21 protein-coding genes, 4 tRNA genes and 1 pseudogene are annotated in these 26410 nt (G+C 60.0%); 15 read left to right on the forward strand and 11 right to left on the reverse strand.

Annotated features, from left to right (window positions below):
- The first annotated feature begins 165 nt into the window (after positions 1 to 165).
- The gene (gene pyrF, locus ASD70_RS09305; RefSeq protein WP_043051239.1) at positions 166 to 864 is read left to right on the forward strand and encodes an orotidine-5'-phosphate decarboxylase; all 699 of its coding nucleotides are present in this window, start codon (positions 166 to 168) and stop codon (positions 862 to 864) included.
- A gap of 553 nt (positions 865 to 1417) precedes the next feature.
- Here pyrF and ASD70_RS09310 read toward each other — a convergent pair.
- On the reverse strand, positions 1418 to 2425 hold the full coding sequence (locus ASD70_RS09310; RefSeq protein WP_046069068.1) for an NADP-dependent oxidoreductase: 1008 nt from the start codon (positions 2423 to 2425) through the stop codon (positions 1418 to 1420).
- A gap of 228 nt (positions 2426 to 2653) precedes the next feature.
- Here ASD70_RS09310 and ASD70_RS09315 point away from each other — a divergent pair, with 228 nt between their 5' ends.
- From ASD70_RS09315 to ASD70_RS29965, 4 genes and pseudogenes are all read left to right on the forward strand, one after another.
- Positions 2654 to 3415, forward strand: a complete 762-nt coding sequence (locus tag ASD70_RS09315) for an SDR family oxidoreductase (RefSeq protein ID WP_056846283.1) — start codon at positions 2654 to 2656, stop codon at positions 3413 to 3415.
- A 199-nt stretch (positions 3416 to 3614) separates the two neighbouring features.
- Positions 3615 to 5027 carry an aminotransferase-like domain-containing protein gene (locus tag ASD70_RS09320; protein WP_056846284.1) on the forward strand — a complete coding sequence of 471 codons (1413 nt, stop codon included), beginning with the start codon at positions 3615 to 3617 and terminating at the stop codon, positions 5025 to 5027.
- 1022 nt (positions 5028 to 6049) lie between these two features.
- Positions 6050 to 6247 (forward strand): annotated as a pseudogene (locus ASD70_RS29960) (HAMP domain-containing protein); the annotation flags it as partial.
- A complete protein-coding gene (locus ASD70_RS29965) occupies positions 6245 to 7108 on the forward strand; it encodes a methyl-accepting chemotaxis protein (RefSeq protein ID WP_370881254.1) in 864 nt (287 codons plus the stop codon). The pseudogene ASD70_RS29960 and the gene ASD70_RS29965, both read left to right, overlap by 3 nt.
- A gap of 36 nt (positions 7109 to 7144) precedes the next feature.
- On the opposite strand, the gene ASD70_RS09330 is transcribed toward ASD70_RS29965, so the two are convergent.
- Together ASD70_RS09330 and ASD70_RS09335 are read right to left on the reverse strand one after the other, a co-directional pair.
- Entirely contained in the window at positions 7145 to 7957 is an 813-nt protein-coding gene (locus ASD70_RS09330; protein WP_056846286.1) for an alpha/beta fold hydrolase, read from the reverse strand.
- A 210-nt stretch (positions 7958 to 8167) separates the two neighbouring features.
- Positions 8168 to 8938, reverse strand: a complete 771-nt coding sequence (locus tag ASD70_RS09335) for a hypothetical protein (protein ID WP_046069063.1) — start codon at positions 8936 to 8938, stop codon at positions 8168 to 8170.
- A 358-nt stretch (positions 8939 to 9296) separates the two neighbouring features.
- On the opposite strand from ASD70_RS09335, the gene ASD70_RS09340 reads away from it, so the two are divergent.
- From ASD70_RS09340 to ASD70_RS09355, 4 genes are all read left to right on the forward strand, one after another.
- Positions 9297 to 9372, forward strand: a tRNA-Glu gene (locus tag ASD70_RS09340).
- A 3-nt stretch (positions 9373 to 9375) separates the two neighbouring features.
- Positions 9376 to 9451 (forward strand) — tRNA-Gly (locus ASD70_RS09345).
- A gap of 104 nt (positions 9452 to 9555) precedes the next feature.
- Positions 9556 to 9631, forward strand: a tRNA-Glu gene (locus ASD70_RS09350).
- 3 nt (positions 9632 to 9634) lie between these two features.
- Positions 9635 to 9710, forward strand: a tRNA-Gly gene (locus tag ASD70_RS09355).
- A gap of 79 nt (positions 9711 to 9789) precedes the next feature.
- Here the strand turns inward: ASD70_RS09355 and ASD70_RS09360 are convergent.
- Positions 9790 to 10581, reverse strand: a complete 792-nt coding sequence (locus ASD70_RS09360; RefSeq protein ID WP_056846287.1) for a helix-turn-helix transcriptional regulator — start codon at positions 10579 to 10581, stop codon at positions 9790 to 9792.
- 137 nt (positions 10582 to 10718) lie between these two features.
- On the opposite strand from ASD70_RS09360, the gene ASD70_RS09365 reads away from it, so the two are divergent.
- The 3 genes from ASD70_RS09365 to gltS all read left to right on the forward strand — a co-directional run bounded on the left by ASD70_RS09365 (position 10719) and on the right by gltS (position 13538).
- The gene (locus ASD70_RS09365) at positions 10719 to 11822 is read left to right on the forward strand and encodes a polyamine ABC transporter substrate-binding protein (protein ID WP_046069061.1); all 1104 of its coding nucleotides are present in this window, start codon (positions 10719 to 10721) and stop codon (positions 11820 to 11822) included.
- Between the two features lie 55 nt (positions 11823 to 11877).
- Positions 11878 to 12165 (forward strand): hypothetical protein, encoded by a 288-nt coding sequence (locus tag ASD70_RS09370; protein ID WP_056846288.1) that lies wholly within the window; start codon positions 11878 to 11880, stop codon positions 12163 to 12165.
- A gap of 161 nt (positions 12166 to 12326) precedes the next feature.
- Positions 12327 to 13538: a sodium/glutamate symporter gene (gltS, locus tag ASD70_RS09375; RefSeq protein ID WP_046069059.1), complete on the forward strand. Its 1212-nt coding sequence runs from the start codon at positions 12327 to 12329 to the stop codon at positions 13536 to 13538.
- A 6-nt stretch (positions 13539 to 13544) separates the two neighbouring features.
- On the opposite strand, the gene pdxR is transcribed toward gltS, so the two are convergent.
- Positions 13545 to 15035 (reverse strand): MocR-like pyridoxine biosynthesis transcription factor PdxR, encoded by a 1491-nt coding sequence (gene pdxR / locus ASD70_RS09380; RefSeq protein ID WP_056846289.1) that lies wholly within the window; start codon positions 15033 to 15035, stop codon positions 13545 to 13547.
- A gap of 77 nt (positions 15036 to 15112) precedes the next feature.
- Between pdxR and ASD70_RS09385 the strand changes: the two genes are divergently transcribed.
- Positions 15113 to 16774 (forward strand): M24 family metallopeptidase, encoded by a 1662-nt coding sequence (locus tag ASD70_RS09385; RefSeq protein ID WP_046069057.1) that lies wholly within the window; start codon positions 15113 to 15115, stop codon positions 16772 to 16774.
- A 33-nt stretch (positions 16775 to 16807) separates the two neighbouring features.
- Here ASD70_RS09385 and ASD70_RS09390 read toward each other — a convergent pair whose 3' ends face one another.
- The 6 genes from ASD70_RS09390 to ASD70_RS09415 form a co-directional block, all read right to left on the reverse strand.
- Positions 16808 to 18547, reverse strand: a complete 1740-nt coding sequence (locus tag ASD70_RS09390) for a dipeptidase (RefSeq protein ID WP_056846290.1) — start codon at positions 18545 to 18547, stop codon at positions 16808 to 16810.
- A 95-nt stretch (positions 18548 to 18642) separates the two neighbouring features.
- On the reverse strand, positions 18643 to 19860 hold the full coding sequence (locus ASD70_RS09395) for a phospholipase D-like domain-containing protein (RefSeq protein ID WP_056846291.1): 1218 nt from the start codon (positions 19858 to 19860) through the stop codon (positions 18643 to 18645).
- A gap of 56 nt (positions 19861 to 19916) precedes the next feature.
- On the reverse strand, positions 19917 to 20564 hold the full coding sequence (locus ASD70_RS09400) for a MotA/TolQ/ExbB proton channel family protein (RefSeq protein WP_056846292.1): 648 nt from the start codon (positions 20562 to 20564) through the stop codon (positions 19917 to 19919).
- A 24-nt stretch (positions 20565 to 20588) separates the two neighbouring features.
- Entirely contained in the window at positions 20589 to 22874 is a 2286-nt protein-coding gene (locus ASD70_RS09405) for a TonB-dependent receptor (protein WP_056846293.1), read from the reverse strand.
- 23 nt (positions 22875 to 22897) lie between these two features.
- A complete protein-coding gene (locus ASD70_RS09410; RefSeq protein ID WP_056846294.1) occupies positions 22898 to 23629 on the reverse strand; it encodes an energy transducer TonB family protein in 732 nt (243 codons plus the stop codon).
- A gap of 2 nt (positions 23630 to 23631) precedes the next feature.
- Complete coding sequence (locus ASD70_RS09415; RefSeq protein ID WP_046069051.1) at positions 23632 to 24039, reverse strand: ExbD/TolR family protein; 408 nt, start codon at positions 24037 to 24039, stop codon at positions 23632 to 23634.
- 190 nt (positions 24040 to 24229) lie between these two features.
- On the opposite strand from ASD70_RS09415, the gene ASD70_RS09420 reads away from it, so the two are divergent.
- The gene (locus tag ASD70_RS09420; RefSeq protein ID WP_056846295.1) at positions 24230 to 24784 is read left to right on the forward strand and encodes a GNAT family N-acetyltransferase; all 555 of its coding nucleotides are present in this window, start codon (positions 24230 to 24232) and stop codon (positions 24782 to 24784) included.
- Positions 24781 to 26355 carry an alkaline phosphatase D family protein gene (locus ASD70_RS09425; RefSeq protein ID WP_056846296.1) on the forward strand — a complete coding sequence of 525 codons (1575 nt, stop codon included), beginning with the start codon at positions 24781 to 24783 and terminating at the stop codon, positions 26353 to 26355. The genes ASD70_RS09420 and ASD70_RS09425 overlap by 4 nt, the downstream gene beginning before the upstream one ends.
- Positions 26356 to 26410 lie beyond the last annotated feature (55 nt).

Here is a 26410-nt window from a genome sequence, read left to right on the forward strand (position 1 = left end):
CCACGGCGTGTTGAGGGCGTGTCGAGTCTGTACCAGCTTTGAAACAATTGCCCGAAATGGCGTCTCTCGGGCGTTTGATCAGTATTTACCGATCATCGGATCCCGCAACCGCGCTGCTTGCGCTACAATCCGCGCCGATTTCGACTTGCCTGAGAGCCCATTCCAATGTCCGTCTGCCAGACTCCTATCATCGTCGCCCTGGATTACCCCACCCGTGACGCCGCACTGAAGCTGGCTGACCAGTTGGACCCTAAGCTTTGCCGGGTCAAGGTCGGTAAGGAACTGTTCACCAGTTGCGCGGCGGAAATCGTCGGTACCCTGCGTGACAAAGGCTTCGAAGTGTTCCTCGACCTGAAATTCCACGACATTCCCAACACCACGGCGATGGCGGTGAAAGCTGCGGCCGAGATGGGCGTGTGGATGGTCAATGTGCACTGCTCCGGAGGCCTGCGCATGATGAGTGCGTGCCGCGAAGTGCTGGAACAGCGCAGCGGCCCGAAACCGCTGCTGATCGGCGTAACCGTGCTGACCAGCATGGAGCGCGAGGACCTGGCCGGCATCGGCCTGGATATCGAGCCCCAGGAGCAGGTCTTGCGCCTGGCGGCCCTGGCGCAGAAAGCCGGCCTGGATGGCCTGGTGTGCTCGGCCCTGGAGGCCCAGGCCCTGAAAAATGCTCACCCGTCGTTACAACTGGTGACGCCGGGTATTCGCCCGGCCGGCAGTGCCCAGGATGACCAGCGCCGTATCCTGACCCCGCGCCAGGCGTTGGATGCGGGCTCCGATTACCTGGTGATCGGCCGCCCGATCAGCCAGGCGGCGGATCCTGCCAAGGCGTTGGCCGCAGTGGTTGCCGAAATCGCCTGATACTCAAGTGAGCGCGGTAAAAAATGTGGGAGGGGGCTTGCCCCCGATGACCATGGGTATCTACACAACTGTGTAGCAACCGACGGTAACCATGATGCGCAGCGAGTCGCTTCTGATCTTGCTTTTGATCCTAGGCGCCCCGTCAAACCACGCTGGCCGGAATTCGACAGGGATTTGGGGGGTAAACCGGCAGGGATGCCGGTTTAGCCGCCCCGCGCCATGGATGGCGCGTGGCGGCGGCCCCCCNCGGATTACGGGCACACCGAGCCTAAGCGAGGTGCCGAGTGGTGGGGCAAGAGCGTTTGGTTACTTTGCGCTTTTCAAAGTGACCCGCTGTAAAAGCGGAACCCTAAGTGGCCGTTGCCCAAATAACGGATATGTACTCGGTCTGATCCAACATTCTGGTCGGCTGTCAGGCCGCCATCGGGAGCAAGCCCCCTCCCACATTTGGATCGTAGAGTATCAGTTAGATAGCGGTCGGCCATCAGGCTCCAGGGAGAGCAAGCTTATTTCCCAGGGGCAAATCCCCTCCCACATTTCGATCTGCAGTGTGTCAGCTGACTTTTAGAACCAACTTGCCAAAGTTCTCGCCGTTGAACAGCTTCATCAGCGTTTCCGGGAATGTCTCCAGCCCTTCGACAATATCTTCCTTGCTCTTGAGCTTGCCCTGGGCCATCCAACCAGCCATTTCCTGCCCGGCCGCCGGGAAGTTTGCCGCATGATCCATCACCACGAAGCCTTCCATGCGCGCGCGATTGACCAGCAATGACAAATAGTTGGCCGGGCCTTTGACGGCTTCCTTGTTGTTGTACTGGCTGATTGCACCGCAAATCACTACGCGGGCTTTCAGCGCCAGGCGGCTGAGCACGGCGTCGAGAATGTCGCCGCCGACGTTATCGAAATACACGTCCACCCCTTTGGGGCACTCGCGCTTGAGAGCCGCGGGCACGTCTTCGCTTTTGTAGTCGATGGCGGCATCAAAGCCCAGTTCATCCACCAGGAACTTGCACTTGTCGGCGCCACCGGCAATCCCCACCACGTGGCAACCTTTGATCTTGGCGATCTGCCCGGCGATGCTGCCCACGGCGCCTGCGGCGCCGGAGATCACCACGGTGTCGCCGGCTTTCGGCGCACCGGTCTCCAGCAAAGCGAAGTAAGCTGTCATGCCGGTCATGCCCAGGGCAGACAGGTAGCGGGGCAGGGGCGCAAGCTTGGGGTCAACCTTATAGAAGCCACGAGGTTCGCCGAGGAAATAATCCTGCACGCCGACGGCGCCGTTCACGTAGTCACCCACGGCAAATTTCGGATTGTTGGAGGCGATCACTTTGCCGACGCCCAGGGCGCGCATTACTTCACCGATGCCAACCGGTGGAATGTAGGACTTGCCCTCATTCATCCAGCCACGCATCGCCGGGTCGAGGGACAGGTATTCATTGCGCACCAGCACCTGGCCATCGGCGGGCGTGCCCACCGGCACTTCCTGGTAGGTGAAGGTTTCCCGCGTGGCCGCGCCGACCGGGCGTTTGGCGAGAAGAAATTGGCGGTTGGTCTGGGCGGTCATGGCAAGGACTCTTTAGAAATGAATCATGAGTGATAGACCTTCAGTGCCTGGAGGGCAAGGTTGTCCGTGGAAGACGAATGCCCGTCGATAGGCCTCATTGATAATCAGCCGGGTGACGTTATCACTGCGATCCATGCAGCGCCAACCGGCCTTCTGATAGTGCTGACGCGCTGCTCCCGGTGTTGGCTAGACTCGCTCCATCGCTACTTCTCCCATAGGACGCTTCCCATGAGCATGACGTTTTCCGGCCAGGTCGCCCTGGTGACCGGCGCCGCCGCTGGTATTGGCCGTGCCACCGCGCTGGCGTTTGCCGCCGAAAGCTTGAAGGTGGTGGTCGCCGACCTTGATGTGGCGGGCGGCGAGGGCACGGTCGCGCTGATTAGAGAGGCCGGTGGCGAAGCGCTTTTTGTGCGGTGCGATGTCACGCTTGAAGCCGACGTGCAGCAACTGATGGCGCAGACCGTCGCCACCTACGGGAGGCTCGACTACGCTTTTAACAACGCTGGGATCGAGATCGAGAAGGGCAAGCTGGCCGATGGCAGTCTGGACGAGTTCGACGCCATCATGAGGGTTAACGTCAAGGGCGTATGGTTGTGCATGAAGTATCAGTTGCCGCTGCTGCTGGCCCAGGGCTGCGGGGCAATCGTCAACACGGCGTCAGTAGCGGGGTTGGGGGCGGCGCCGAAGATGAGCATCTATGCCGCGTCCAAGCATGCGGTGATCGGCCTGACCAAGTCGGCGGCCATTGAGTACGCGAAAAAGAACATCCGCGTCAACGCGGTTTGCCCGGCAGTCATTGATACCGACATGTTTCGCCGTGCCTACGAGGCTGACCCGCGCAAAGCCGAATTTGCTGCGGCGATGCACCCGGTCGGCCGCATTGGCAAGGTCGAGGAAATCGCCAGCGCGGTGTTGTACTTGTGCAGTGACGGTGCGGCGTTTACCACCGGCCAGGCCCTGGCGGTGGATGGTGGTGCCACGGCGATCTAGGACTTCATCTCATGGACTCTTAGAAAGTGAGTGGGCTGCTGTGAGGGGTTTCCAGAGCTGGCAAAGTGCCGTGTCCTAATATGTATCGGAAGGTAAATAATCCAATAAAATCAATACTTTAATATAGGTTTTCGACGGGGTTGAACGGGCTTCTGTGCTTAACTGTTTTAGGTTTACAGACAGTTGAAGTGAGTGGCTCATGGATTTAGGGATCGATCGACAAGCCCAGGTACCGGTGGTTCAGCAAATCGTCAGCGCAGTGGCAGAATGGATTCGCAAGAATGGGGTGAGCCCCGGGACACGCTTGCCGTCCATTCGGCAATTGGCCCTCGACAACCTGTTGAGCCAGTCCAGCGTGATGGAGGCATTCGAACGGTTGGTGTCCCAGGGCCTGCTGGCCTCGCGGCACGGTTCGGGGTATGTGGTGGCGCAACCGCCGGCAGCCGACGAAAACCACTGGTACGAAGGTGCGGAACAGGTCTGGGGCGCCTTTACCGATAGCCCCTTGGGCGAGCTGAAACTGGGGTGCGGCTGGTTGCCCGACGCTTGGCGTGAAAGCGACGACATCAGCTATGCGATCCGCGAGGTCAGTCGTACCGACACAGCTGGCCTGTTCAGCTACAGCACGCCGTTGGGGCTGCCGGCGCTGCGCGAGCAACTGCTCAAGCGCCTGACTCAGATCCATGTGCCCACCAGCCTGGACCGTATCCTCACCACCCATGGCGCCAGTCATGCCCAGGATCTGCTGATACGCACGCTGCTCAAGGCTGGTGATGAGGTGGTGGTCGAGACGCCGGGATACGGCAACCTCTATCGTCAATTGGACTTTCAGGGTGTCAGGCTACTGGAGGTGCCACGTACCAAAGGCGGCCCGGATATCACAGCGTTGGAAGTGCTGCTGCAAACCCGTCGCCCCAAGTGCCTGTTCATCAGCAGCCTGTACCACAACCCCACCGGCACCAGTCTGTGCCGCCGGGTCGCGGAGCGTTTGCTGGAACTGGCCCGGGATCACGACTTCCTGATCATCGAGGAGGACGTCTACGGCGACCTGCAACATGCCAGCTGCACGCGCTTGTCGGCGTTGCCCCACGGCGACCGGGTGATCTATATCTCGAGTTTTTCCAAGACCCTGAGCAGCGCCTTGCGCGTGGGCTACCTCTGTGCCAGTGCCACAATCATTACCCAATTGACCCATCTCAAGACCCTGACGGGAATCGGCACCTCACGCTTTGCCGAAGCCATGGTGGCGACGTTGTTGAGCAACGGCACCTACCGCAAGTGGGTGCAGCGCCTGCGCAGGCGGCTGAACGCGCAAATGGCCGCGACCTTGCAAGTGTTGGAAGATGAGGAGTGGCAAGTCTTTTCCGTGCCCGCTGGCGGTATGTTCCTGTGGGCGCGACCTGGCTTGGCTGACCCCTCACGCTTGCAGGCGTGCGCCCGACGCCTGGGGGTGTTGCTGTCGCCGGGAGGGTTGTTCAGCCCGACGGGTGAGCGCAGCGAGTGGCTGCGCATCAATGTGGCCTATGCGGCTGATCAGCGGGCATTGGCATTGTTCCGTGCCATGGGCGCAACCAGATCGACCTCGACCATTCTGAAAACGACGAGCATGTAGCTTTTTGCCATTATTCCGGCGCCAGCCGCTTGTGCTCAGTACCCATGGGTTGCCAATCTCACTGCTTGTAAACCTGGCTTATGGCATCTGCCATCGCAAGAGGATTCAAGGCAATGATTTCGGGCGTGAAACGACGTTTCGCCAACCTTGGTATGGCAAAAAAACTGGGCTTGGGCTTCACCTTGGTACTCCTGCTCACGGCGCTGGTGGCGGCGATAGGCGTGTGGTCGCTGCAAACCGTCGGCCAGCGTTTTGACGGGCTCACGAGCATGTCTTCGCTCAACAGCGGCTTGCTCAAGGTGCGCTTGATCGAGCAGAACTACGCACTGCACGCCGACTCCAAGGCCGTTGACGACCTGCATGCCGGTGTCGAGGCGCTGGCGGCGCAGGCCGCCAGTCTCAAGGCCCGGTCTGTGGCCAACGAGCAAGTGATGAGTGACGTTGAGCAAGCCTTGGCGGCGTACCGCAAGGCGTTCGATGAGTTCGTCGAACTGAACCAGACCAAGGACCTGGCGCTGGAAATGGCCAGTTGGTCAGTGTCCAGCGTGGCGAACAACCTGGATGTGTTGCAAGCCGGCCTGGCGGACGACGGTGCTTATGGCCTCAAGGAAAGCCAAGGCAAGGAGGGTGCCGAATTTATCGAGCAGGCGGGGCAGGTCAGCCAGGTATCGCGCTTGATGCTGCAAGCCATGGACGAGGCGCGGGTGCGCTTGGACCAGAGCCGCAAGGCTGATGCCGATGCCGCTGAGCAGGGCAAAATCGAGCAGGCCGACCAGGCGCTGGCTGAAGTCGAGAAGCTCAAGAGCAGCGTCAAGGACCCCGGCTACCAGACCGTCCTCAACGAAGTCTCCGGGCACATCGCGTCATTCAGTGAAAAACTCGGCGAGTACACCGGGCTGCTGGCCCAAGAGAAAGTCGTCTATACGCAACTGCACGACCGCGCTGAGCACGTGGTCAGTCGCGTCAACCAGGCGTATGCCGCCGAAGACCAGTCCATGCAGGCACAGTTGCAACACAGCGCGATGCTGATCATCGGCTCATCCGCCCTGGCTTTGCTGGTGGGCTTGATCGCTGCATGGGTGATAACCCGGTTGATCGTGGCGCCGCTGCGCAGCGTTATCGCCGTGGCCCAACAGATTGCCGCGGGTGACCTGAGTGGGCGCATGGAGGTCAGCCGCCGTGACGAAATCGGTCAATTGATGCAGGCGATGCAGCAGATGGGCAGTGGTTTGAGTCAGATCGTGCGTGGGTTGCAGGCCGGTATCGAACAACTCGCCAGTTCCGCGCATTCGTTGTCCAGTGTCACCGAGCAGACCAACCTTGAGGTCAGCAGCCAGAAGGAAGAAACCGAGCAGGTCGCCACCGCGATGAATCAGATGACCGCCACCGTGCATGATGTGGCGCGCAACGCCGAGCAGGCCGCCCAAGCGGCGCAGACGGCGGATGACAAGGTCGACAGCGGCCAGCAGGTGGTACGTATGAGTTTGCAGCGTATTGAATTACTGGCGGCGTCGAGCAGCAGCGCCAGCGCCAGCATCGAGGGCCTCAGTGCAGAGATCCAGAATATCGGCACTGTATTGAGCGTTATCAACAGCGTGGCCGAACAGACCAACCTGCTGGCCTTGAACGCCGCCATTGAAGCGGCGCGTGCCGGTGAGCAGGGCCGTGGCTTTGCCGTGGTGGCCGATGAGGTGCGGGCACTGGCCAAGCGCACCCAGCAATCGACCGAGGAAATCGAGCGCCTGGTCAACACCTTGCGCAGTGCGGCACAGGCGTCGGTGCAGCAGATCCAGCACAGTGGCGAACTGGTGAAGCAGGCGGTCGGTGATGCCCTGGAAACTGAAAGCGCCTTGGGTAGCATTGCCGCTGCCGTGTCACTGATCCAGCAGATGAATCAACAGATCGCGGCCGCCGCCGAGGAGCAAAGCTCGGTGGCCGAAGAGATTAACCGCAGCGTCACCTGTATCCGAGCCAGTGCCGACCACTCGGCGTTGAGCATGCAAGGCAACGCCGCATCGAGCCTCCAGCTGGCGCAGTTGGGGGTGGAGCTCAAGGGGATGGTGGGGCATTTCCGCCTTTGATCGCAGCGACGGCGCTGCGATCAATAGGCAGGGCGATCAGGCGTGGTTGGCGAGGAAGGTCAGCAGGGCTTCATTGACGAATTCGGGGTTCTCGCGGCTGGAAATATGCCCGGCCTCGGGGATCAGGATCAGGTCGCAGCCAATCAGTTCGGCCATTTCCTCTGACTCTGCGGGCGGCCGGGGTTTGTCCTGCTCGCCGCACATCACCAGGGTGGTGTCGGAATCCAGGCGTGGTAGTTGCGCCAGGATGTCTTCGCGACTAAAGATCAAGCGGCCCAGGGGCACGATGCTTTCCAGCAGTTGCTCCCTGGAATAGCTTTGCAGGGATTTTCGAAAATCCCGGTACAGCGCCGATTCGCGGTCGATGCCCGGGCGGAAGAAGATCGGTGCGATCACATCCAGCAACGGTTCAGGGATCTCGCCAGCGTCTTCAATCATCTTGAACAGCGAGAAATAGTACTGGCGTGTTGCTTCGGGTTCGGCGCCGAGGTAGGTGTCCATCAGCACCACGCTGTTGACACGCTCGGGAGCCTGCAATGCCAGGCGTGCGCCCCACATGCCGCCGACCGACAGGCCCACCAGGTTGATCTGCTCGATGCCCAGATGCTCGAGCAGCGCCAGGGCCTGGCGGGCCAGGCCATCCAGGGACTCGGTTTGCGTCGGCAGCGTGCCCGACTCGCCATGGCCCCACAGCTCAGGGACGATCACCCGGTATTGCTGCGACAGCGCTTCAATCTGCGGCGCCCACATGTCGCTGGCCCACAGGTAGCTTGAACCTAACAGGACGACCGGGCCGGTGCCCTGGTCAAGATAATGCAGCGGTTGTCCATCAATCACGGCAACAGGCATAACAGGCCTCTAACTTCACGGAGTGAGGGGCACTTTTTTACGCTAGTTGTGGGTGGGGGGATAGGTGCAAAGTGATGGCCTGTGAGGTGAGGGCGCTATCCAGCTGATGCCCCGCAATCCAGATATGGGAGGGTGCTTGGCCCCCCCTCCCACATTTGGATCGTCTTACACCAAGTAAATCGCCCATGCTGCACGTTATTACCTGGGCTATCAGTCGTAGATAGCTTTCTTCTTCCACTCGGCATCGGCGTCGACGACCTTCAACCCCTCGGTCAACTCGTTGACTTCGTCCTCGGCGGGCTGGCTGTTGGTCAGTACCGTGGAGTTGGCGCGTGCCAGTTGCGATTCCAGCAGTTGCAGCTGCGCGCTGTAGAGCACCGGCTCCGGTTGTTTGCGCAAGTACTGCACACCACGCTCGAAGGCCAGGCGCGCCTGGCCCGGTTGGCCTTGCTGCAGGGCATGCTGGCCGAGGTTGTTAAAGAACTCGATATGCAGCAGCACCAGGATATGACGGATTTCCTTGATCCAGTGCTTGGCCTCGTTGGTCGGCAGGAAGCCGTCCTGGGCTGCACGGGTGACTTGGCCGTGCAAGGCTTCGAGCAAAAAGCGCACGTCCTTGGCCTTGGCTTCGGTCTGGATCGGCGCCGGTGGGTTGGCCACTGGAATCGATTCGCCCTGGGCGATCAGTGCATTCAACTCGGCGATACGTGCCTTGAGTGGCGCGCTGGATTTGTTGAGGTTCAACAGGCGCTGAGTAACGTTCAGTTCCAGGCGGGCCAGCAACAGTTTGAGCGCCGGGGTCATCAGTTGGCCAGGAAAGGTCTCGGTGATTTCACCGCAGCGGCGCAGCCGATCATTAAGCTCGATCTCGGTGCGCTTTTTTTCCAGCTTATTGTTTTCCACCACATGGTTCATGTAGCCAATGGCGATCAGTATTGCGATCCCGGCTATTACCAGCAGGGTGATCATGAGTGGTGTCACCGGTGTGACCTCTTTATAGGGTTTGCTGTGGAGTGTAGTGACTGGGTCAGCCGGCGGATAGGATTGATCGACCAATTGCCCAGGTACTTTCTTCTATATAGGTAGGCGTGCGCTGTATGGCTGCACATTGCCATCACTTGCCTGGGTGAACTATAGCGTCTTGGCGGGCGCCAGAATATAGGCGCCAAGGCTCGGACGCCGACAAAGCCCGGGAAGGTCGGTAAACCATGGCGAAGTCATTGATTTAAATAAATTTATCCTTGGGGGTTGACGACCTTTCAATCCATCCATAGAATGCGCGCCACTTACAGCGTAAAGCACACAGCGAAACGCGGTAGGGAGTGAATGTTGTACGTGTGTCCCCTTCGTCTAGTGGCCTAGGACACCGCCCTTTCACGGCGGTAACAGGGGTTCGAGTCCCCTAGGGGACGCCATATGCGGGAATAGCTCAGTTGGTAGAGCACGACCTTGCCAAGGTCGGGGTCGCGAGTTCGAGTCTCGTTTCCCGCTCCAATTTTAAGCAGTGTTGCCCTCGGGCGGCATTGAGTGAAACCAGGACCAAGTCTTCGGATAAGGCCTCTGGGCACTGAAATACACACCATGTGTTTCAGTAGCGTGTCCCCTTCGTCTAGTGGCCTAGGACACCGCCCTTTCACGGCGGTAACAGGGGTTCGAGTCCCCTAGGGGACGCCATTTGCGGGAATAGCTCAGTTGGTAGAGCACGACCTTGCCAAGGTCGGGGTCGCGAGTTCGAGTCTCGTTTCCCGCTCCATATTTAACAAAAACGCCGATCAGTAATGATCGGCGTTTTTGTGTGTGCTGAATTTACCTCACCCGCGCACCGCCAGCACTCAAGTGGCCGCAGGCGCGTCTTGCCTTGGCATAAAAAACCGCGCAAACAGTTCGGACTGCGACTTTATATTCAACTTGCTATAGATGTTGCGGCGGTGGACTTTGATGGTTTCCGTCGACAGCGACAGCTTCCCGGCAATCTCCTTGTTGGAAAAACCGCTGAGCAGCAACTTGAGTACATCTTTTTCGCGAGTGGTTATCTGGGCCTCCAACTGGGCTATGGCTTCAGCCCATGGCGCCGGCTCGGCGATGTTCTTTTCCTGGTCGCTTTCAAAGCACATGCGTTGGTGCATCATCGCCGTCACCCACGGCTTGATCATGTCGAGCATGGTGACTTGCGCCTGTGTGAATCGCACGTTGCTGCCAAACGACATGCACAAAGTTCTGTCGGCATCGAGGCGTACGTTGTATTGCGCCTCATCGACCGAGATGAATTGCGCGAAATACTGATGGTAGTACTCGGTCTCAAGAAAGTGTTCCGGCGCAATATCGAGCAGATGGAAGAAGCCGCTCTGCGGGTTTTCTCGATCAGCGATATAAAACGGGTCCAGTAGATAAAGACCTTTCACATAGCGATGAATAAAGGCGTCAACCTCTTCGCTGTCAGCTACCTCAGGCAGGCTGATCACGCGCACAGAGTGATCGCCGAAAACCAGTACAACCCAATTGTCTATTTGCACGTATTCATTCAATACACGAATCAATGAGCTCCAGAATTCTGGCCGATTGAGCTGCATGATCAGTTTGCCAACGGATCGATGCCAGGCCAGGCTATGAAGATCAAGCGACATGTTCTACCCCTTTAGGGTTAGGGATTGGCAGGCCAGGGCTAAGTATTTCTAGGTATTTACTATTCAACCATGCCCGGTATATTCACCCCGAACTAACGATAGCCATGAAGGCATGTCGGGTGGACAAGGATAGTCATATGAGTCGATCACACTTGCGAGCTATTTTTTTAGCCTTGCTGCTGGGTGCCGCAATCAGTACACCGGCAGGCGCCGCCCAATCTTCGTTGTATCTATATAACTGGTTCGGGTTTCTTGAGCCGCAGACCCCGAGTGAATTCCAGCAGGAATCCGGCATCAAGTTGCACATGGACGCCTTCGACAGCGCGGAAATCATGCAGAGCAAGGTGATGGCCGGACGCACCGGGTATGACCTGGTGGTGGCCACCTCCAATGTGCTGCCCGGGCTGATCAAGGCCGGCGTGTTGCAGCCGCTGGATCGCTCGCAATTGAGCAATCTGTCGCACATCGATCCCGATATCCTCGCTCTGCTGGCGGTCAATGATCCCGGTAATCGCTACGCCGTACCCTACGTATGGGGCACCACCGGCATTGGCTACGACGTGGATAAGGTCAAGGCGGCACTGGGTGAGGATGCCCCGGTGGACAGCTGGGACCTGATCTTCAAGGAAGAGAACATCAGCAAGCTCAAGACGTGTGGCGTGGCCATGCTCGACTCGCCCAGCGAGATCATTTCGATTGCCTTGCACTACCTCGGGCTCCCGAGCAACAGCACCAACCCCGAGGATTACCAGAAGGCCCAGGCCCTGCTGTTGAAAATCCGCCCCTACGTTCTCTATTTCGACTCATCTCGCATCGACACCGACTTGGCCGACGGCAATATCTGCGCCGTCGTAGGCTGGGCCAACGGTGCCCTGGCGGCGCAGGCGATCAATGAAAAGTCCAACAGCGGACGCAAGATTGCCTACAGCCTGCCCCGGGAAGGGGCATTGGTCTGGTCTGAGAACTGGGTGCTGCTCAAGGATGCCCGGCACCCCAAAGCCGCCCTGGAATTTATCAACTACATGCTGCGGCCACAGGTGATCGCCAAGACGTCCAACTACATGCTCTATCCCAACGCCAATAAAGATGCCACGCAGTTTGTCGAACAGAAGCTGCGGGATAACCCGTGGATTTATCCCGATAAAAAGACCATGGCCACATTGGTCCCGCTCGAGCCCTTGCCGCTGAAGGCCGAGCGCATTCGCACCCGTGTGTGGACCAAGGTCAAGAGTGGTACGTGAGGGTAGAACTATTGGCCGGCTGACCACAGGGCGGGGGCCGGGGGAGGGAGACAGCATGCGCCAAGGTGTTGATCAGGGCTATTTGGAGTCAGACGACTATAAGGCATACAAAGAGATTGAAGAGCAGATCGGCCTTTGTACGCCCGAACAAGCCTGGGCCATGTATTACGTCTCGACGGGCATGGTGCGCGAGAACATTACCCTGGCAGTGATGGAGCACATCGGCAGGGGTAACCGTGCATTGCTGCTTGAGTTCCCTGACCTTGTGCGGGTCGAGGGGCGCGACTATGAGCCCGGAGCCCTCGCCTCCAACTGGCCCTTGTTGCGACGGTATCGTGGATAGCCTCATGTGCCGTCTTTCCTATCAAAAGCGCAGCTCGTCGTAGGGCATTCTTGTCAAACATGTAGGGATAGTCTGTACTTTTTGTGGGGGAGGTGCGTTTCTCTGTCGTGCTCTCTACTCTGGCCACCCATTCTCCTTGCTCACTTCAGAGAACTGCCCAGATGCTTCAACTCGATTTTTATTCAACATTGGTGGCCGCTTCGCTGGTGTTATTGCTGGGGCGATGGCTGGTGACGAGGATCGGCTTCTTGCGCACCTACAATATTCCCGAACCGGTCGCCGGTGGTTTGTTGGTCGCCCTGCTACTCATGGCATTGCGCGGCCTGGCTGATATCGAGGTAAGCTTCGACCCCTCTTTGCAAACCCCCTTGATGTTGGCGTTTTTCGCCACTATCGGCCTTAACGCAGACTTCGCCAGCCTGAAGAAGGGCGGGCGCATAGTGGCCATATTCCTGCTGGTGGTAACCGCGCTGCTGGTGTTGCAAAACGCCATGGGTATCGCACTGGCCACGGCGCTTGGCCTGGATCCGCTGATGGGCTTGCTGGCCGGCTCGGTGACATTATCCGGCGGACATGGCACTGGCGCGGCCTGGGGCGCGGTGTTCAGTGAGCAATATGGCGTAGCTTCTGCATCTGAGTTGGCAATTGCCTCGGCGACATTTGGCTTGGTACTCGGTGGCCTGATTGGCGGCCCCGTGGCGCGCTTGCTGATCAAGCGGGTCGAAGTGCCAGGTGTCGGGCAACCGCAGCCGCGCTTGCCAAAGGGCTTCGAACAGCCCAACCAGGAGCGTCTGATCACGGCGTTTTCGTTTATCGAGACCCTGGCGTTGGTGGCGATCAGCCTGAAGGCCGGCACCTTGCTCAACAGTGCCATCCAAGGCACTGCCTTCGAATTGCCGACCTTCGTCTGCGTATTGTTCGTCGGTGTAGTGCTGCGCAATGGGCTGTCGATCCTCGGCTGGCACCAGGTGTTCGAGCGCGAAGTGTCGGTACTGGGCAATGTCAGTTTGTCGTTGTTCCTGGCGATCGCGCTGATGTCTCTCAAACTCTGGGACCTGGCGGCGCTGGCCTTGCCGATTGTCATCCTTTTGGCTGCGCAGGCGCTGTTGATGGCGTTGTTTGCGATTTTCGTGACGTTTCGGGTAATGGGCCGTAATTACGACGCGGCGGTATTGGCGGCCGGTCATTGCGGGTTCGGGCTTGGCGCCACCCCCACTGCGATTGCCAATATGCAGGCCGTGACCCAGCGCTTCGGGCCGTCACAGATTGCGTTCCTGGTGGTGCCGATGGTCGGGGCATTCTTCATCGATATCACCAATGCTGTGGTGATCAAGCTGTACTTGGCACTGCCGTTCCTGGGGGCCGTGGGGTAAGTCGCTTCACCCCGTGGCCAGCGCTCTCATCGCCTGGGCCAAGCGCTGCGTGGCTTGCGCGATTTCATCCCGGTCCAGGGATGCAAAGCCCAGGCGCAGCGCATTTTCCGGACGGTCGTTGGGTGAAAACTGACGACCGCTGCGCACCACCAGCCCATGGTCCAGGGCGGTGGTTACCAAGCGATCCACGTCTATTCCTTCCTCGAAGCGTACCCAGAGCGCCAAGCCACCCTCAGGCTCGCGCACCTGTATGCGATCGCCGAATGCCTGGTCCAGGCAATCGCGCAGCACAGTTCGGCGCGCCAGGTATTCTTTCGAGACGCGGCGCAGATGCTTTTTCAACTCACCGTCATTGATCAAGTCCGCCAGCATGGCCTGCGCCACCCCATCGGCATCGCCCACCATCAATGCGGCGTTGCGCTGCAAAACCTCAATCACTTGGGTGGGCGCCACGATGTAGCTGCAACGAAACGTTGAGCCCAGCACCTTGGATAACGAACCGATGTAGATCACATGGCGCTGGGCGCGGTCACTGGCCAGCGGCAGGTAAGGGCGGCCGCTGAAATGATATTCGTGGTCGTAGTCTTCCTCTATCACGCAAAAATCATGTTGCGCAGCCAGTGCCAGCAAGTGTTGCCGGCGTGCTGCATGCAAGCTCACGGTGGTGGGGAACTGGTGGTGGGGTGTGAGGTAGATCATGCGCACTTTATGTTCGCGGCATAAGCGATCGATCTGGTCGGTGCGGCAACCTTCATCATCGATGTCGACCGTGACCAGTTGTGCGCCGAGTTTTCGGAAAATTTCCCACGCCGGCGGGTAACTCAAACGCTCTACAAGCACCACGTCGCCGGGCTTGAGCAGCAGGCTTGCGCTCAGGTACAGCGACATCTGGGTGCCCTGGGTCAGGCAGATATTCTCGGCATTCACCGTCAACCCGCGATTATTTCGCAGCATGTCGGCCAGGGCGCAACGCAAATGGTAGCCGGTGCCCTCACTGCCGTAGCGCAAGGTGTTGGAGGCAAAACTGTTACGTAATGCATGACGATAGTAGCGATGCAAAACGGCCTGGGGCAGCAAACGGTGATCGCTGGTGCCATTGTCGAAAAACAGCGCACCCTGTCGATGCTGTAGAGCGACCACTTGGGCGTTGTGGGTGAAATACGGCACCACCGTCTGCTCCAGCAGCGGCGGCGCGAAGGACGGTTGCGCAGCACTGGGCATGGGCTTGGGCGTCAATTGCGCATTGACGAAGGTGCCACGGCGCGGCTCGCTGATCAGCCAGCCTTTGGTCATGGCTTCTTCGTAGGCCAGGATCACGGTCTTGCGGTTGACGTTGAGCAACTGCGCCATTTCCCGTGTGCCCGGCAGTAAGGCTCCAGGCGCCAGGCGGCCTTCGAGGATCGCGCTGACCAGGCCCTCGGCAATCTTGCGGTAGGACGCTTGGTGGGTGTCTGCGTCGAGCTTGAGCAAGGGGCGCCATTTGCGCATCTGGACCATCTGAATTATCCAAATCTGGAGGTTCTAATGGGCCTAGTCTAGCGCAACAATCAGGTCTCACTCACCCCGAGGTCCTTATGAACACACACCATGTCATCGAACTCGCCCCCTCGGGGAAAACCTTTGAAGCCGGTGATGAACTGTTGCTTGATGCAATGCTTGCCAGCGGGTTGACCGTGCCGTTTTCGTGCCGGCGTGGCGCGTGCGGGTCGTGCAAGGTGGTAGTGGCGGACGGTGCATACCGTGCCAAGCCACTGGACCCGGGCGCCCCGGCACCGTCCTATCCACTGGCAGCCAATGAAATGCTGCTGTGCCAGAGCCATGCCTGCTCCGACATGCGCCTGGAGATTCCCGGCTGGTCGCTGGACACACCCGTGCTCGTGGTCGAGGCAACGGTGCTGGGCAAGCGCGCGCTCAGCCCCGATGTCATCGAGTTGATCGTGATGCCGGACATGCCGCTGGCGGTGCGTGCGGGACAGTACGTCAAGTTCCGCCTGGTCGATGGTGACTCGCGTTGTTTCTCAATCGCCAACCTGCCGGCTGAGAGTGATGGGCGCCTGATGTTTCAAGTTCGTAGAGTGAGCGGTGGGCTGTTTTCCGAGACCTTCCTGGGCGCCCTTGAAGCCGGCGACCTGTTGCAACTGGAAGGGCCTTTTGGTGCCTGCACCTGGCAGGACGATGACGCTGCGCCGGTCATGCTGTTCGCCACGGGCACGGGTTACGCGGGTATCAAGCCGATTCTGCTGACCGCCTTGAAACGCGATGTGGAGGTGACGCTGTACTGGGGCGGTGCGCAGCCGGCAGATTTTTATGACCGTCTGTTTTTGGACAGGATGGTCATGGACCACCCACGTTTTCACTGGCATCCGGTACTGGCCTCAGAGGGCCGGGTGCAGGAAGTTGCACTGAATCATGGTCATCACTGGGAGGCTGCCCAGGTCTATGCCTGCGGCAACGGTGCGATGATCAGCCAGACGCGTGCGGCTTGTCTTGAAGCGGGTTTGCCCAGCCATCGGTTTGTCGCGGAAGCCTTTGTGCCCAGTGGCCGTTCGAGTGCGGGAACGCTCTCCAAGCCATTGGACCCGGTCTGGGAAAAAGTCGGCCCACGTTACTCGCTGGACGGCATGCTCGCGGCACGTGAGCAGTCCATCCGTGCCCTGGCGGCGATCGCCAGCCAATTGAAGGTGGGTATGACTACCGGCGAAGCCCTGGATATGGCTGCCGAGCAACTGCACGCCATGGGCGCGTCCCACACCTGGCATCCAACCTACATTCGCTTTGGCGCCGACACGGTGCGCCCACCCCGTGAAGGCATTGACCGTCAACGCAGGCTGCGCGCCACGGACATCGCCGTGGTTGACCTGGGCCCGGTGTGGGATGGCTACGAAGGCGACTACGGCGACACCTTTGTGTTCGGTGATTTGCCGTTGCACCTGGCCTGTAGAAAAGCCCTGCATGAAGTATTTGATGAAACCCGTGAAGCCTGGCTGCGCGGGCTGACCGGGCGTGAGCTCTATGACTTCGCCGAGCAGAGCGCCGAGTCCAAGGGCTGGAGGCTGGCGCGCAACCTCGCAGGGCACCGCCTTGCGGATTTTCCCCATGCGCTGTTCGAAAGCAAGGTGCTGGCGGAGCTGGAAATCCCACCGAGTGAGATGGCCTGGGTGCTGGAAATCCAGCTATGCCATCCCACGGAGCCGGTCGGTGGTTTTTTTGAGGATATGCTGATGCTGCAAGCCTGACGAGCCCGCCATTGCGGCGGGCTCCCACTGCGCTCAGAGCTTGGGTAGTTGGCCAACTCGGCCCATCATTTCAGTGACAATCTGCAGGTCCAGCAAAAACTGCTCGACGGTCTTGAACTCACCGTCGGTGTGCCCGGTGTACTTCTCTTCAGGTCGCGCCAGGCCAAATTGCACGCCGTTGGGCAAGTCATGCACGGAGGTCGCGCCGGCCGAGGCGCCGAACTTGTGCGCCATGCCGAGGTTTTCCGTGGCGACCGCCAGCAAGGCCTTGACCCATTCACCTTCAGGGTTGCGGTACATCGGCGTATCCAGCGAGTAGGTAAAGTCCACCTTGACCTGGGTGCGTTTGTCCCAGGCGCTCAACTTCTCGGCGATTTCGGCTTTGAGTTTTTCCGGCGATTTGCCCTTCGGCGCACGCAGGTTGACCGCCAGCTTGAAGGCTTTGTCGTCCAGGCCGACAAAGGTCGGCGAGGTGGTCAGTGGCCCCATGAAGTCATCGGCGAAGCCCACACCCAATTTGCCCCCCAGGTAATCCAGGCCCCAGTTGTCCGCCGCATAGTGGGCGGCGTCGGTGATGTGGTTGTGCTTGAGGGCGATCTTGCCGTCGACGCTGTGGATCAACTCCAGCATGCGTGCCACCGGGTTGATCCCGGATTCAGGTTCGGAGGAGTGGGCAGATACGCCAGTGACGGTGAGCTTGACGTCCTTGCCGTCGACCTTGGCAGTCACCTGGAAATTGCCGCCATTGCGCTTGGCATAATCAGCACCAGCTTGTTGCAGGCTGGCTGCCAGTTCGGCAGGTTTATCACTGACCAGCGTGGCGACCGATACCGATGGAATCTGGTTGGTGGCCTTGCCGCCAGTCATCGCAATGATTTCTGCGCCTTGGCCTTCGCCCTTGCGCACCGGGAAGGTGGCCATGACGGTGCCCGAGCCTTTTTCGGCGATCACGACCGGATAGCCGCCATCCAGCGCCAGGTTGTATTGCGGCACGGGATTGCGTTCGAAATAGTAAGGAATGGCGTCACCGGAGGTTTCCTCGGTGGTGTCCACCAGCAGCTTGAACGTGCGCGCCAGCGGCAGGTTTTCTTCCTTGATCACCTTCATGGCGTACATCGCCACGACGATGCCGTTCTTGTCATCCTCGGTGCCACGGCCATACATGCGGTCGCCGATCAGCGTGACCTTGAACGGGTCGAGCTTGGTGCCGTCTTGCAGTACCCAATTTTCCGGCGTCACCGGCACCACATCGGCGTGGGCATGCACGCCGACGACTTCATCGCCGCTGCCTTCCAGGGAGATTTCGTACACACGGTTATCGACGTTACGGAAGTTCAGGTTGAAGGACTTGGCCAGGGCCTGGATCTTGTCGGCAATCTTGAGGAATTCCGGGTTTTTGTACTGTGGCAGACCGTCTACGTTGAACGTCGGGATCTCCACCAGTTCGCGCAGGGTTTCCAGGGCCGCCTTGCCGTACTTCGCCCGGGTGTAGATGCCGAGCAGGCGGTTGATTTCGTTCTGCTGCTCGGCGCTCAGGGTCTTGTTGTCGAGAAAGGTGCTGATGGCCGGGCCGACGTCACTGCTCTTGCCCAGGTCGCCCTTGGCCAGGGTGCCGAGGAAACTGCGGAAATCGGTGACCGACGTGTCGCTGAAGCTCTTCAGGATCGCCGCGCTTTGTTCGGCGCTTATGTTGGCGAGCGCAGGGGTGGTGACAACTGAAAGGCTAGCAGCGAACAGGGTGGCAGCTACCAGTTTTTTGAGTGGGAAGTGCATGGTTGATGGCATTCCTTTGCAGGTAGTGAGTAGGAGGTTTCTGACGGATATGCCAGAAATATTTCCACACACTACCATTACTCAGGTGCCCAAGGTCAAGGCTGGCCAGGATGGGGCGCAGGGTATTCATCAGTCACGTTCAAGGCTCTAGCGTAGGGCCCTTCCCACAGTTGCGCATGCAATTGCCCTACGCGTTTGGCCATCGCTTCACTGCGCATCACCACCTCCAGGTTGCGCGAGTTATCCAGGTAACCACCCAGCCAGTTGCTGGTGCCGATCCACGCCACTTGCCCGTCGATCTCCATGGTCTTGCTGTGGATCACCCGCGCGTAGGGGATAAAGCCTTGCTTGGCCTCGGGCAGCGTGACGATCTTGATCTCGACGTTGGGCAGCACCGCCAGGCTCTTGAGGTAGGGCAATTCCAGCTTGTCGGTGTTCCAGTTGGACACCATCAGTTTGATTGACACCCCGCGGGCGGCTGCGGCGCGCACGGCGTTGTCGATCACCGCGTAGTACGGCCGGGTCCGATCCGGGCCGTAGGACAGTGGCGCATAGTCAAGCAATTGCACGCGGACTTGTTTTTTTGCTTCGCCCAGCAGGCGTGGCAGTTCCAGCTGTGAGTCGCCTACGCCAGGCGGGTTGTAGCGTTGCGGGCTGGCCACCAGGTAATTGCCGACACGCGTAGGTTCCTGGCCGGTGGCCGGCAGCGGCACCGGTTGCTTATCGGCGAGGGCAGCCTGGGCTTGCCAGTCCTGATCGAAGATCGCCTGAACCTGGCCCACCACCGCCTCGTCCGTAATCCGCAGCCCGGTTTCGTGGATATGTTCCAGGGAGCGCCAGTCGAAATTCTGGCTACCGATAAATGCCTGCTTGCCATCCACCACAAGGTATTTGGCGTGGATGATGCCGCCGCTCAGTTGCCCGTAGGGCAGCATACGGAAGGTCAGATTGGGAATCGCACGCAGACGTTCCAGGGTGGCGGCTTCCGATAACTTGATGCCTTTTTCTTCCAGCAGAAAACGGATTTTCACACCGCGCTTGCCGGCAGCCTCAAGGTGCTCGATGACCTTGTCCATTACCGAGCCTGGATGATCGGCGGCGTAGAACTGGCCGATATCAATGCGGCTTTTTGCGCCGTCGAACAACTCGATCCATACCGCGCCGGTCTGGCGCAGATCGGCAGCGTCCAGGGTGGTGTCCACCGGCACGGTATGCACCAATTCAAACCCTGGAATGGAAAAGTCCGCCTGGGCCAGCGGACTGAGGAGCAAGCCGGCGAGGCTTGCAATACGCAACTTCATCGAAAGGGACATAAGCGTCTCATCGGACAAAAAGAGGGGGCGGGTGCATGACGCGCCCGCCCGGCGGGTCATGCCGTGCGGCTGTGAAGCGGGGTCGGCACGCGGTGTGGTGCTTCGGCCTGCTCGCGGGCGCCGCTGGCTGCGCGGATCAGCAGGATCTTCAACTGATCATTGATGCGTTCCAGGCTGTCCTGGAAGAAGTTGTGGAACACCACGCAGAACAGCGCGATGGCGATGCCCAGGCCGGTGGCGAACAGGGCCGTGCCGATACCACCGGAAATCTGCCCTGGGTCGGAAACACCCGCCGTCGCCAATGCCTTGAAGGTGTCGATGATGCCCAGAATGGTACCCAGCAGGCCGAGCAGCGGGGCGGCAGTGGTGATGGTTTCGATGATCCACAGGCTACGGGCCAAGGGCGCACGGGTCTTCAGGTATTGGGTTTCGATTTCGTCGTCGAGGTCTTTGCGCGAGCCATTCGATGCCTTCTGCGCCAGCACCGGCAACACCATGTTCAGCGCCAGGCTGTGGCGGCGGGTCAGGCTGTCCGGCAACTCGCGTTCGCTGTGCACCTGAGGGCCCAGGGCGTCGGTGAGGGCGCGGGCCTGGCGGCGCACATAGGCGAAGTAGATGCCGCGTTCGATGGCGATGAAGATCGCGATGGCCATCGCCGCATACATCACATAGAAGGTGACGTCGTGGAGCAGGTTCATATCCATGATGGTGTTCCTCTTGGGTCAGTCTTAGAAATTCGCTTCCAGCGAAACCGTTACGGTGCGGTCCAGGCCGACGATGTACGCCGGGTCGCCATCGCGGAAGCCGCTGTAGCTGGCCGCGTTGGTCTTGGTGGTGTACACGCCGTCCAGGTACTTCTTGTCGAACAGGTTGTCGACGTTCAGGCGCAGGGTTGCGTCCTTGACCACCTTCTTGTCCACCGGCAGGTAGATACCGGCGCCGAGGTTGAATACAGTGCGTCCGGAAATGGCTTCGTCGTTGGTCAGGTCGCCGTAGAGCTTGCTGGTGTACTTGCCGCCGAAGGTGCCGTAGAAGCGCCCGTCGTCATAACCGATGTTGGCCGCCAGCATGTTCTTGGGCACATTGGCGAACTGCTTGCCGCTGGTGGGCAAGACGATGGCTTTGCCGGCGTTGTAGACGGTCATGTCGTCTTGCTGCTCGGCCTTGGTGTAGGTGTAGGAGGTGTAGTAGTTGAAGTGGTGAGGCAACTGGCCGCTCCATTCCAGCTCCAACCCATTGTTGGTGACCGCACCGACGTTGATGTCGGCAGCGTCACCATTGATGTCTTTGGACGACACCTGGCGGTTCTTGAAGTCCATGTAGAAAAGGGTGGCGGCCAGGCTCATGTCGTCGCCGCTGTAGCGCCAGCCCAGTTCATGGTTCCAGCTGGTTTCCGGCTCGAGGTTGATAGAGTCGGCGCCCTTGTCGTAGAGCGCGTAGTTCTGCGGTACGCGCATGTTGCGCGAGAGGCTGTAGAACAACTGGTCACGCTCGTCCAGCTGGTATTTGAGACCGACGTTGGGCAGCAGTTTGTTATAGGTCTGGTTACGTTTTTCCGGCTGCTCGGTGAGGCTGCCGTGGTTGGTGCCGTCACGCTCGACGTTCATGTACGCAAGGCCGGCGATGAAGGTCCAGTCCGGGTTGATGTACCACGTGTCCTGGGCCCAGACTTTTTGCGCCGGGGTGACAGTGAAGCGGTCGCGTCCCTGGATCTGGTTGCCATTGGCATCGACGATGGCACTGTTGGAGTCGGGCCAGGTGTCGACCGGCTTGCCGTTGCTCTTGAGCGGAATGAACGGCTGGGTCTGGCTCTGGCGTGCGCGCTCGTACCAGTAGCCGAACTGCAGGCTGTGGTCGCCCAGGTCCCAGGTCAGCTTGGTGGTGATGCCCGGACGCCAGGTCTGGGTGCGCGAAGGGCGGTAGTACACGCCGCTGTTCGGCGTGCCATCGGCGTTGTATTGCGCGGCGGTGGGCAGGTTGCCGAGGTCGAACACTCCGCCCTGGTTCGAGCCGCGGTTGAGCGCATAGGCGGACGAGCCGACGCCGCTGCCGTTGCCCCAGTAGTAATACGGGATCACCGACAGGGCCAGGTTGTCGGCCAGTTTGAACTGGGTGTTGAGCACGGCGGTAAAGGTCTGGAACGGGTTCTGCGCCAGGGCGTAGTAGCTGTTGTACTTGCCGTTGCTGCCCACGCTCGGCGTCGCCGGGTAGGGATCGTACTTGCGGCCGTTCTGCTGGAACTGCGCCTTGGTCAACTGGCTGTAACTGTTGTTGTCCTGCTCGTGGTACTTGAGGATCAGGTTGGCAGTGTTGCCGTTGCCGGCGTCGAAGAAGCTGTTCCACTCCACCTTGTCAGCGCGCACCGCGCCTGAGCCACGCCACATTTCCCCTTCGGTATGGGACACCGACAGCCAGTTGCTCAGGCCATTGATCTCGCCGGTATTGAGGCGGGCGAAGGTCTTGCGCGTGGCGTTGCTGCCGACCACCTGTTTGACGAACGCGCCGGTTTCCTTGGTCGGGCGAATGGTCACGATGCCGATGTTGCCGCCGCTCGAACCGATGTGCGGGCCATCGGCTTCCGATGCGCCCTGGGTGACAAAGATCTGGTCGATATTCTCCGGGTCGCCCAGCAGGTTGGAGTACAGCGCGTAGTTACCGGAGTCGTTGATCGGCATGCCATCCACCGACATGCCCACCTGGTCGGAGTTCATGCCGCGCATGGTGAAGCGAAAACCCGAGAGACCGGTGTTGTCTTCACTGGAGATGTTCAAGCCCGGGGTGTACTTGAGCTTGTCGATGGCGTTGCCCGTCGCGGCCTGCTTGTCCAGGGCTTCCTTGGTCACCGTGGAGCGGCCCTTGATGCTCTCCTCCGGGACCATATAGCCGCCGCCGGCGGTCGCCTTGCCTTTTACGCCAATGGTGCCGACGTCACTGTCGCTGGTCTCTGCCATGACCATTCCCTGGGTCATGCTGGTCGCGGCAACGAGTGCCAGATGAATACGGGTGAACTTCATCACTGTCGTCCTGGGTCGGGTGCTTATTGCACGCTGTAGTTGAAGGTGGCGGTGAAGCGTTGCTCGTTGCGCCCCCCGAAGGCTTGCTCGGGGAACGGCTTGACTTGCTTGATGCGACGTAAGCTGTTGGTGGCGGCCCGGTTGAGCAGCATGCTTGAGGCCGGGCTTTGTACGCCGGAGTCGAGAACGCGACCCTGGCGATCTACCAGCAACCACACCACCACCTCGCCACTCGGGCGTTCGAGGGACGCCTGGCGCCCGGTGGGGTATTGCTTGTAGGTGTCCAGCTCGTTGCGCAAGCCTTTGAGGTAACCGCCTTCCAGGGCCTGGCCGTCAACCTTCGGCGGCGCAGGCGGGGCGGGGGCCGCCACGGGTGCTGCCGGGGCTGGTACGGGCGGGGTGGGTTTGGCGGCGGCGACCGGGGGCGGCGTGGACGCTGTCTTGGCCACCACTGGCTTGGGCACAGGTTTTGGCTTGGGCTTGGGTTCAGGTTTGGGGAGCGGCTTGGGCGGTGGCGGTGGCGGAGCAGGCTCGGCCTCCTGCTCTTCGATCACCGGCGGTGGCGGCTCTTGCTCCACCACCGGTTCCGGGACGACTTCCGGCTCCGGTTCGACCAATGCCAACTCGACCGCCGACTCGTCATACACCGGCTCGACTTTCAAGGTCTGGGATTGGATACCCAGTGCAATCAGTACCAGGGCGATCACGGCCGGTACACTGCCCAGCAGCTGACGTGCACGAAACAGCATGTACATGATCAGGACTTACGCGTAGCGATGGAAACGGAAGTGAAGCCACCCAGGCGCAGGGTGTCCATCACTTCCACCAGGCGCGAAACCTCAACGCCTTTGTCGCTGTTGACGATGATCGTCGACTTGGTATCGGGCTTTTCGGCGGCCTTCAGCGCCGGCACCAAGGCATCCACCGTCAGGTCCTTGCCGTCGAGTTGCAACTGGCCTCCCAGGCCCAGGGTGAGGATGAATTTGTTTTGCGGTTTGAGCTGCTGTGAACTGCTGGCACTGGGCAATTGCGTCTTCATGCCGAGCGCGGGAATCACGTTCAAGCTCACCAGTACGAAAAACACCAGCAGGAACATCATCACGTCGATCATCGGGATCAGCTCGATGTGCGCCTTGCGTTTCTTGGGTTCGTCCCAGGTTCTCATTCCGTTACCCCGTCAGTGAATTAGGGGCAAGACGCTAACAGGCAAAAATGACCGAACGGTTAACTTTAATTGACGGTTTAAAGGCTCTAGGACGCGTCTTTCAGAAAACTTACCGGTCACTTTTGCGACGTAATGAAACTGACATACAGGGGGTACATCCTCGAGGAATTTATCTCGGGAGCCGCCCCGTATGCCCACTGCGTTGCCTCATTTGTCCACCCCGCGCCTACAATTGCGCGCCTTGGAAGCGCACCAGGCCGAGGTGCTTTTCTCGCTGGTCAACGGGCCGAAAATTGCCGACAACACGGCCAATATTCCATCACCCTATACCCTGGAAACAGCGCAGGCGTTTATTGCCGGGGTCGGCGAAAAATACCGCGCCAGTGGGTGTCTGAACCTGGGGATGCATGTGCGTGACTCTGGCGAATTGATTGGCATGGTCAGCCTGCGTCTGAACGCTCGTCATCACTACGGGCACTTGGGTGGCTGGGTGGCAGCGCTCTGCCGTAACCAGGGGTATGCCGCCGAAGCCGCGAGCGCGGTGATGGACTTCGGCTTCGCTGAACTGGGGTTGCAGCGCATAGGCAGCCAATGCTTTGGCCGCAACAAGGAATCGGCGCGGGTCATGGAGAAGATCGGCCTGCGTTATGAAGGTTGCCTGCGCCAGGCATTTCTGAAAAATGGTGTGTACGAGGACCTGCTCGGGTTTGCCATCGTGCGTGACGATTGGGAGCAACGACTATGAGCGGTGTCGTAGACCACGACCGGCGTCGGGTACTCAGCGGCCTGGCGGTCGCTACGGCGTTTTCCATCCTCAGCCCGTTTGCGCGCAGTGCCGGGGTGGATTATCCGTTCACCCTCGGTGTGGCGTCCGGCGATCCGTTGCCGGATGGTTTTGTGATCTGGACGCGCCTGGCACCTTTTTTCAACGCTGTGGATGGGCGCGGTGGGTTGAGTCGTCCAGTGCCGGTACGTTGGCGCGTCGCCACTGATGCGGCGATGACGCAGATCGTGAAGCGAGGCGAGGTCATGGCGACCGAGCGTTTTGGCCATTCGCTGCACATCGAAGTGGCAGGGTTGGAGGCGGGCAGGCCGTACTGGTACCAATTTGAAGGGCTGGGCGCGCAGAGCCAGGTGGGCCAGGCGCGCACCACACCTGCACTGCATGCCATGGCCTCGGCCCGGCTGGGTTTTGTGTCCTGCTCGCACTGGGAGCGCGGTTATTTCAGCGCCTACCGTCACCTGGCTGCCGAGCAGCCCGATCTGGTGTTTTTCCTCGGCGACTATATCTACGACAGTTCCTACGCGGCGAATTCCGGCAAGGTTTTTCGCTCCCATGGCAGCGGCAATGCGCAGACCCTGAGTGACTACCGCAACCGCTACGCGCTGTACAAGACCGATCCGGACCTGCAGGCCCTGCACGCTGCCGCACCCAGTGTGGCGACCTGGGACGACCATGAAGTGCAGAACGACTATGCCAACCGTTGGTCCCAGGACCCCAAGGTCGGAGTGACGCAATTTCTGCAGCAACGGGCGGCGGCTTACCAGGCGTATTACGAACACATGCCCCTGCGCGCCAGCAGCGTGCCGAAAGGCGCGGACATGCGCATCTACCGGCGCCTGGACTATGGACGGCTCGCCCGTTTCCATGTGCTCGATGGTCGCCAATACCGTTCCGGGCAGCCCTGTATCCAGGCCAATGGCAGTCGCCAAGGGCACATTCAGACCAGCCCTTGCCGTGACTTGCGTGACCCCGCTCGCACGTTGCTCGGCTGGCAGCAAGAGGCCTGGCTGGACCAAGGGTTCGCCCAGTCAAAGGCGCAGTGGAATGTGATCGCCCAGGATCTGCTGGTGGCGCCGCTGATCCAGCGTGATCTCACCAATCACAAGCCGGGGCGTTGGACCGATGGCTGGGATGGCTACATGGCCAACCGTTCGCGGATGCTGGCGTCCATCACCCGCCATCGGCTCAACAACCCGGTGTTCTGGGGTGGTGACATACATTCGTTCTGGGCCACGGACCTGCATGCAGAGGCCGACAATCCGGACTCGGCGGTGGTCGCCACCGAGTTCGTCGGCTCGTCGGTGACGTCAGACGGGCCGCCCTATGACGCCTTCATGAAGATCATGCCGCTCAACCGCCACGTGAAGTTTTTCGACAGCCGCCAGCGCGGGTACGTGTCGGTGGAGTTGACGGCCCAGCGGATGCTGACGAACTTTCGCGCGATCAGTGACCCGCGCGACCCGGCGGCGACGGTGTCGACGTTGAAGTCGTTCGTGGTAGAGCCGGGGAGGGCGGGGGCGATTGCCGTGTAGCCTATTTCTCTGTGGCGCATCGGTCCCCTGTGGGTGGGGGCTTGCTCACGATAGC

It is taken from the genome of Pseudomonas sp. Root569, assembly GCF_001427465.1.
Taxonomy (GTDB): Bacteria; Pseudomonadota; Gammaproteobacteria; order Pseudomonadales; family Pseudomonadaceae; genus Aquipseudomonas; species Aquipseudomonas synxantha.

What these genes read in the sequence shown, in the direction of transcription:
- pyrF (WP_043051239.1), top strand. Translation starts at nt 166, where the DNA reads ATGTCCGTCTGCCAGACTCCTATCATCGTCGCCCTGGATTACCCCACC.
- ASD70_RS09310 (WP_046069068.1), bottom strand. Translation starts at nt 2,425, where the DNA reads ATGACCGCCCAGACCAACCGCCAATTTCTTCTCGCCAAACGCCCGGTC.
- ASD70_RS09315 (WP_056846283.1), top strand. Translation starts at nt 2,654, where the DNA reads ATGAGCATGACGTTTTCCGGCCAGGTCGCCCTGGTGACCGGCGCCGCC.
- ASD70_RS09320 (WP_056846284.1), top strand. Translation starts at nt 3,615, where the DNA reads ATGGATTTAGGGATCGATCGACAAGCCCAGGTACCGGTGGTTCAGCAA.
- ASD70_RS29965 (WP_370881254.1), top strand. Translation starts at nt 6,245, where the DNA reads ATGGGCAGTGGTTTGAGTCAGATCGTGCGTGGGTTGCAGGCCGGTATC.
- ASD70_RS09330 (WP_056846286.1), bottom strand. Translation starts at nt 7,957, where the DNA reads ATGCCTGTTGCCGTGATTGATGGACAACCGCTGCATTATCTTGACCAG.
- ASD70_RS09360 (WP_056846287.1), bottom strand. Translation starts at nt 10,581, where the DNA reads ATGTCGCTTGATCTTCATAGCCTGGCCTGGCATCGATCCGTTGGCAAA.
- ASD70_RS09365 (WP_046069061.1), top strand. Translation starts at nt 10,719, where the DNA reads ATGAGTCGATCACACTTGCGAGCTATTTTTTTAGCCTTGCTGCTGGGT.
- ASD70_RS09370 (WP_056846288.1), top strand. Translation starts at nt 11,878, where the DNA reads ATGCGCCAAGGTGTTGATCAGGGCTATTTGGAGTCAGACGACTATAAG.
- gltS (WP_046069059.1), top strand. Translation starts at nt 12,327, where the DNA reads ATGCTTCAACTCGATTTTTATTCAACATTGGTGGCCGCTTCGCTGGTG.
- pdxR (WP_056846289.1), bottom strand. Translation starts at nt 15,035, where the DNA reads ATGGTCCAGATGCGCAAATGGCGCCCCTTGCTCAAGCTCGACGCAGAC.
- ASD70_RS09385 (WP_046069057.1), top strand. Translation starts at nt 15,113, where the DNA reads ATGAACACACACCATGTCATCGAACTCGCCCCCTCGGGGAAAACCTTT.
- ASD70_RS09390 (WP_056846290.1), bottom strand. Translation starts at nt 18,547, where the DNA reads ATGCACTTCCCACTCAAAAAACTGGTAGCTGCCACCCTGTTCGCTGCT.
- ASD70_RS09395 (WP_056846291.1), bottom strand. Translation starts at nt 19,860, where the DNA reads ATGTCCCTTTCGATGAAGTTGCGTATTGCAAGCCTCGCCGGCTTGCTC.
- ASD70_RS09400 (WP_056846292.1), bottom strand. Translation starts at nt 20,564, where the DNA reads ATGGATATGAACCTGCTCCACGACGTCACCTTCTATGTGATGTATGCG.
- ASD70_RS09405 (WP_056846293.1), bottom strand. Translation starts at nt 22,874, where the DNA reads ATGAAGTTCACCCGTATTCATCTGGCACTCGTTGCCGCGACCAGCATG.
- ASD70_RS09410 (WP_056846294.1), bottom strand. Translation starts at nt 23,629, where the DNA reads ATGTACATGCTGTTTCGTGCACGTCAGCTGCTGGGCAGTGTACCGGCC.
- ASD70_RS09415 (WP_046069051.1), bottom strand. Translation starts at nt 24,039, where the DNA reads ATGAGAACCTGGGACGAACCCAAGAAACGCAAGGCGCACATCGAGCTG.
- ASD70_RS09420 (WP_056846295.1), top strand. Translation starts at nt 24,230, where the DNA reads ATGCCCACTGCGTTGCCTCATTTGTCCACCCCGCGCCTACAATTGCGC.
- ASD70_RS09425 (WP_056846296.1), top strand. Translation starts at nt 24,781, where the DNA reads ATGAGCGGTGTCGTAGACCACGACCGGCGTCGGGTACTCAGCGGCCTG.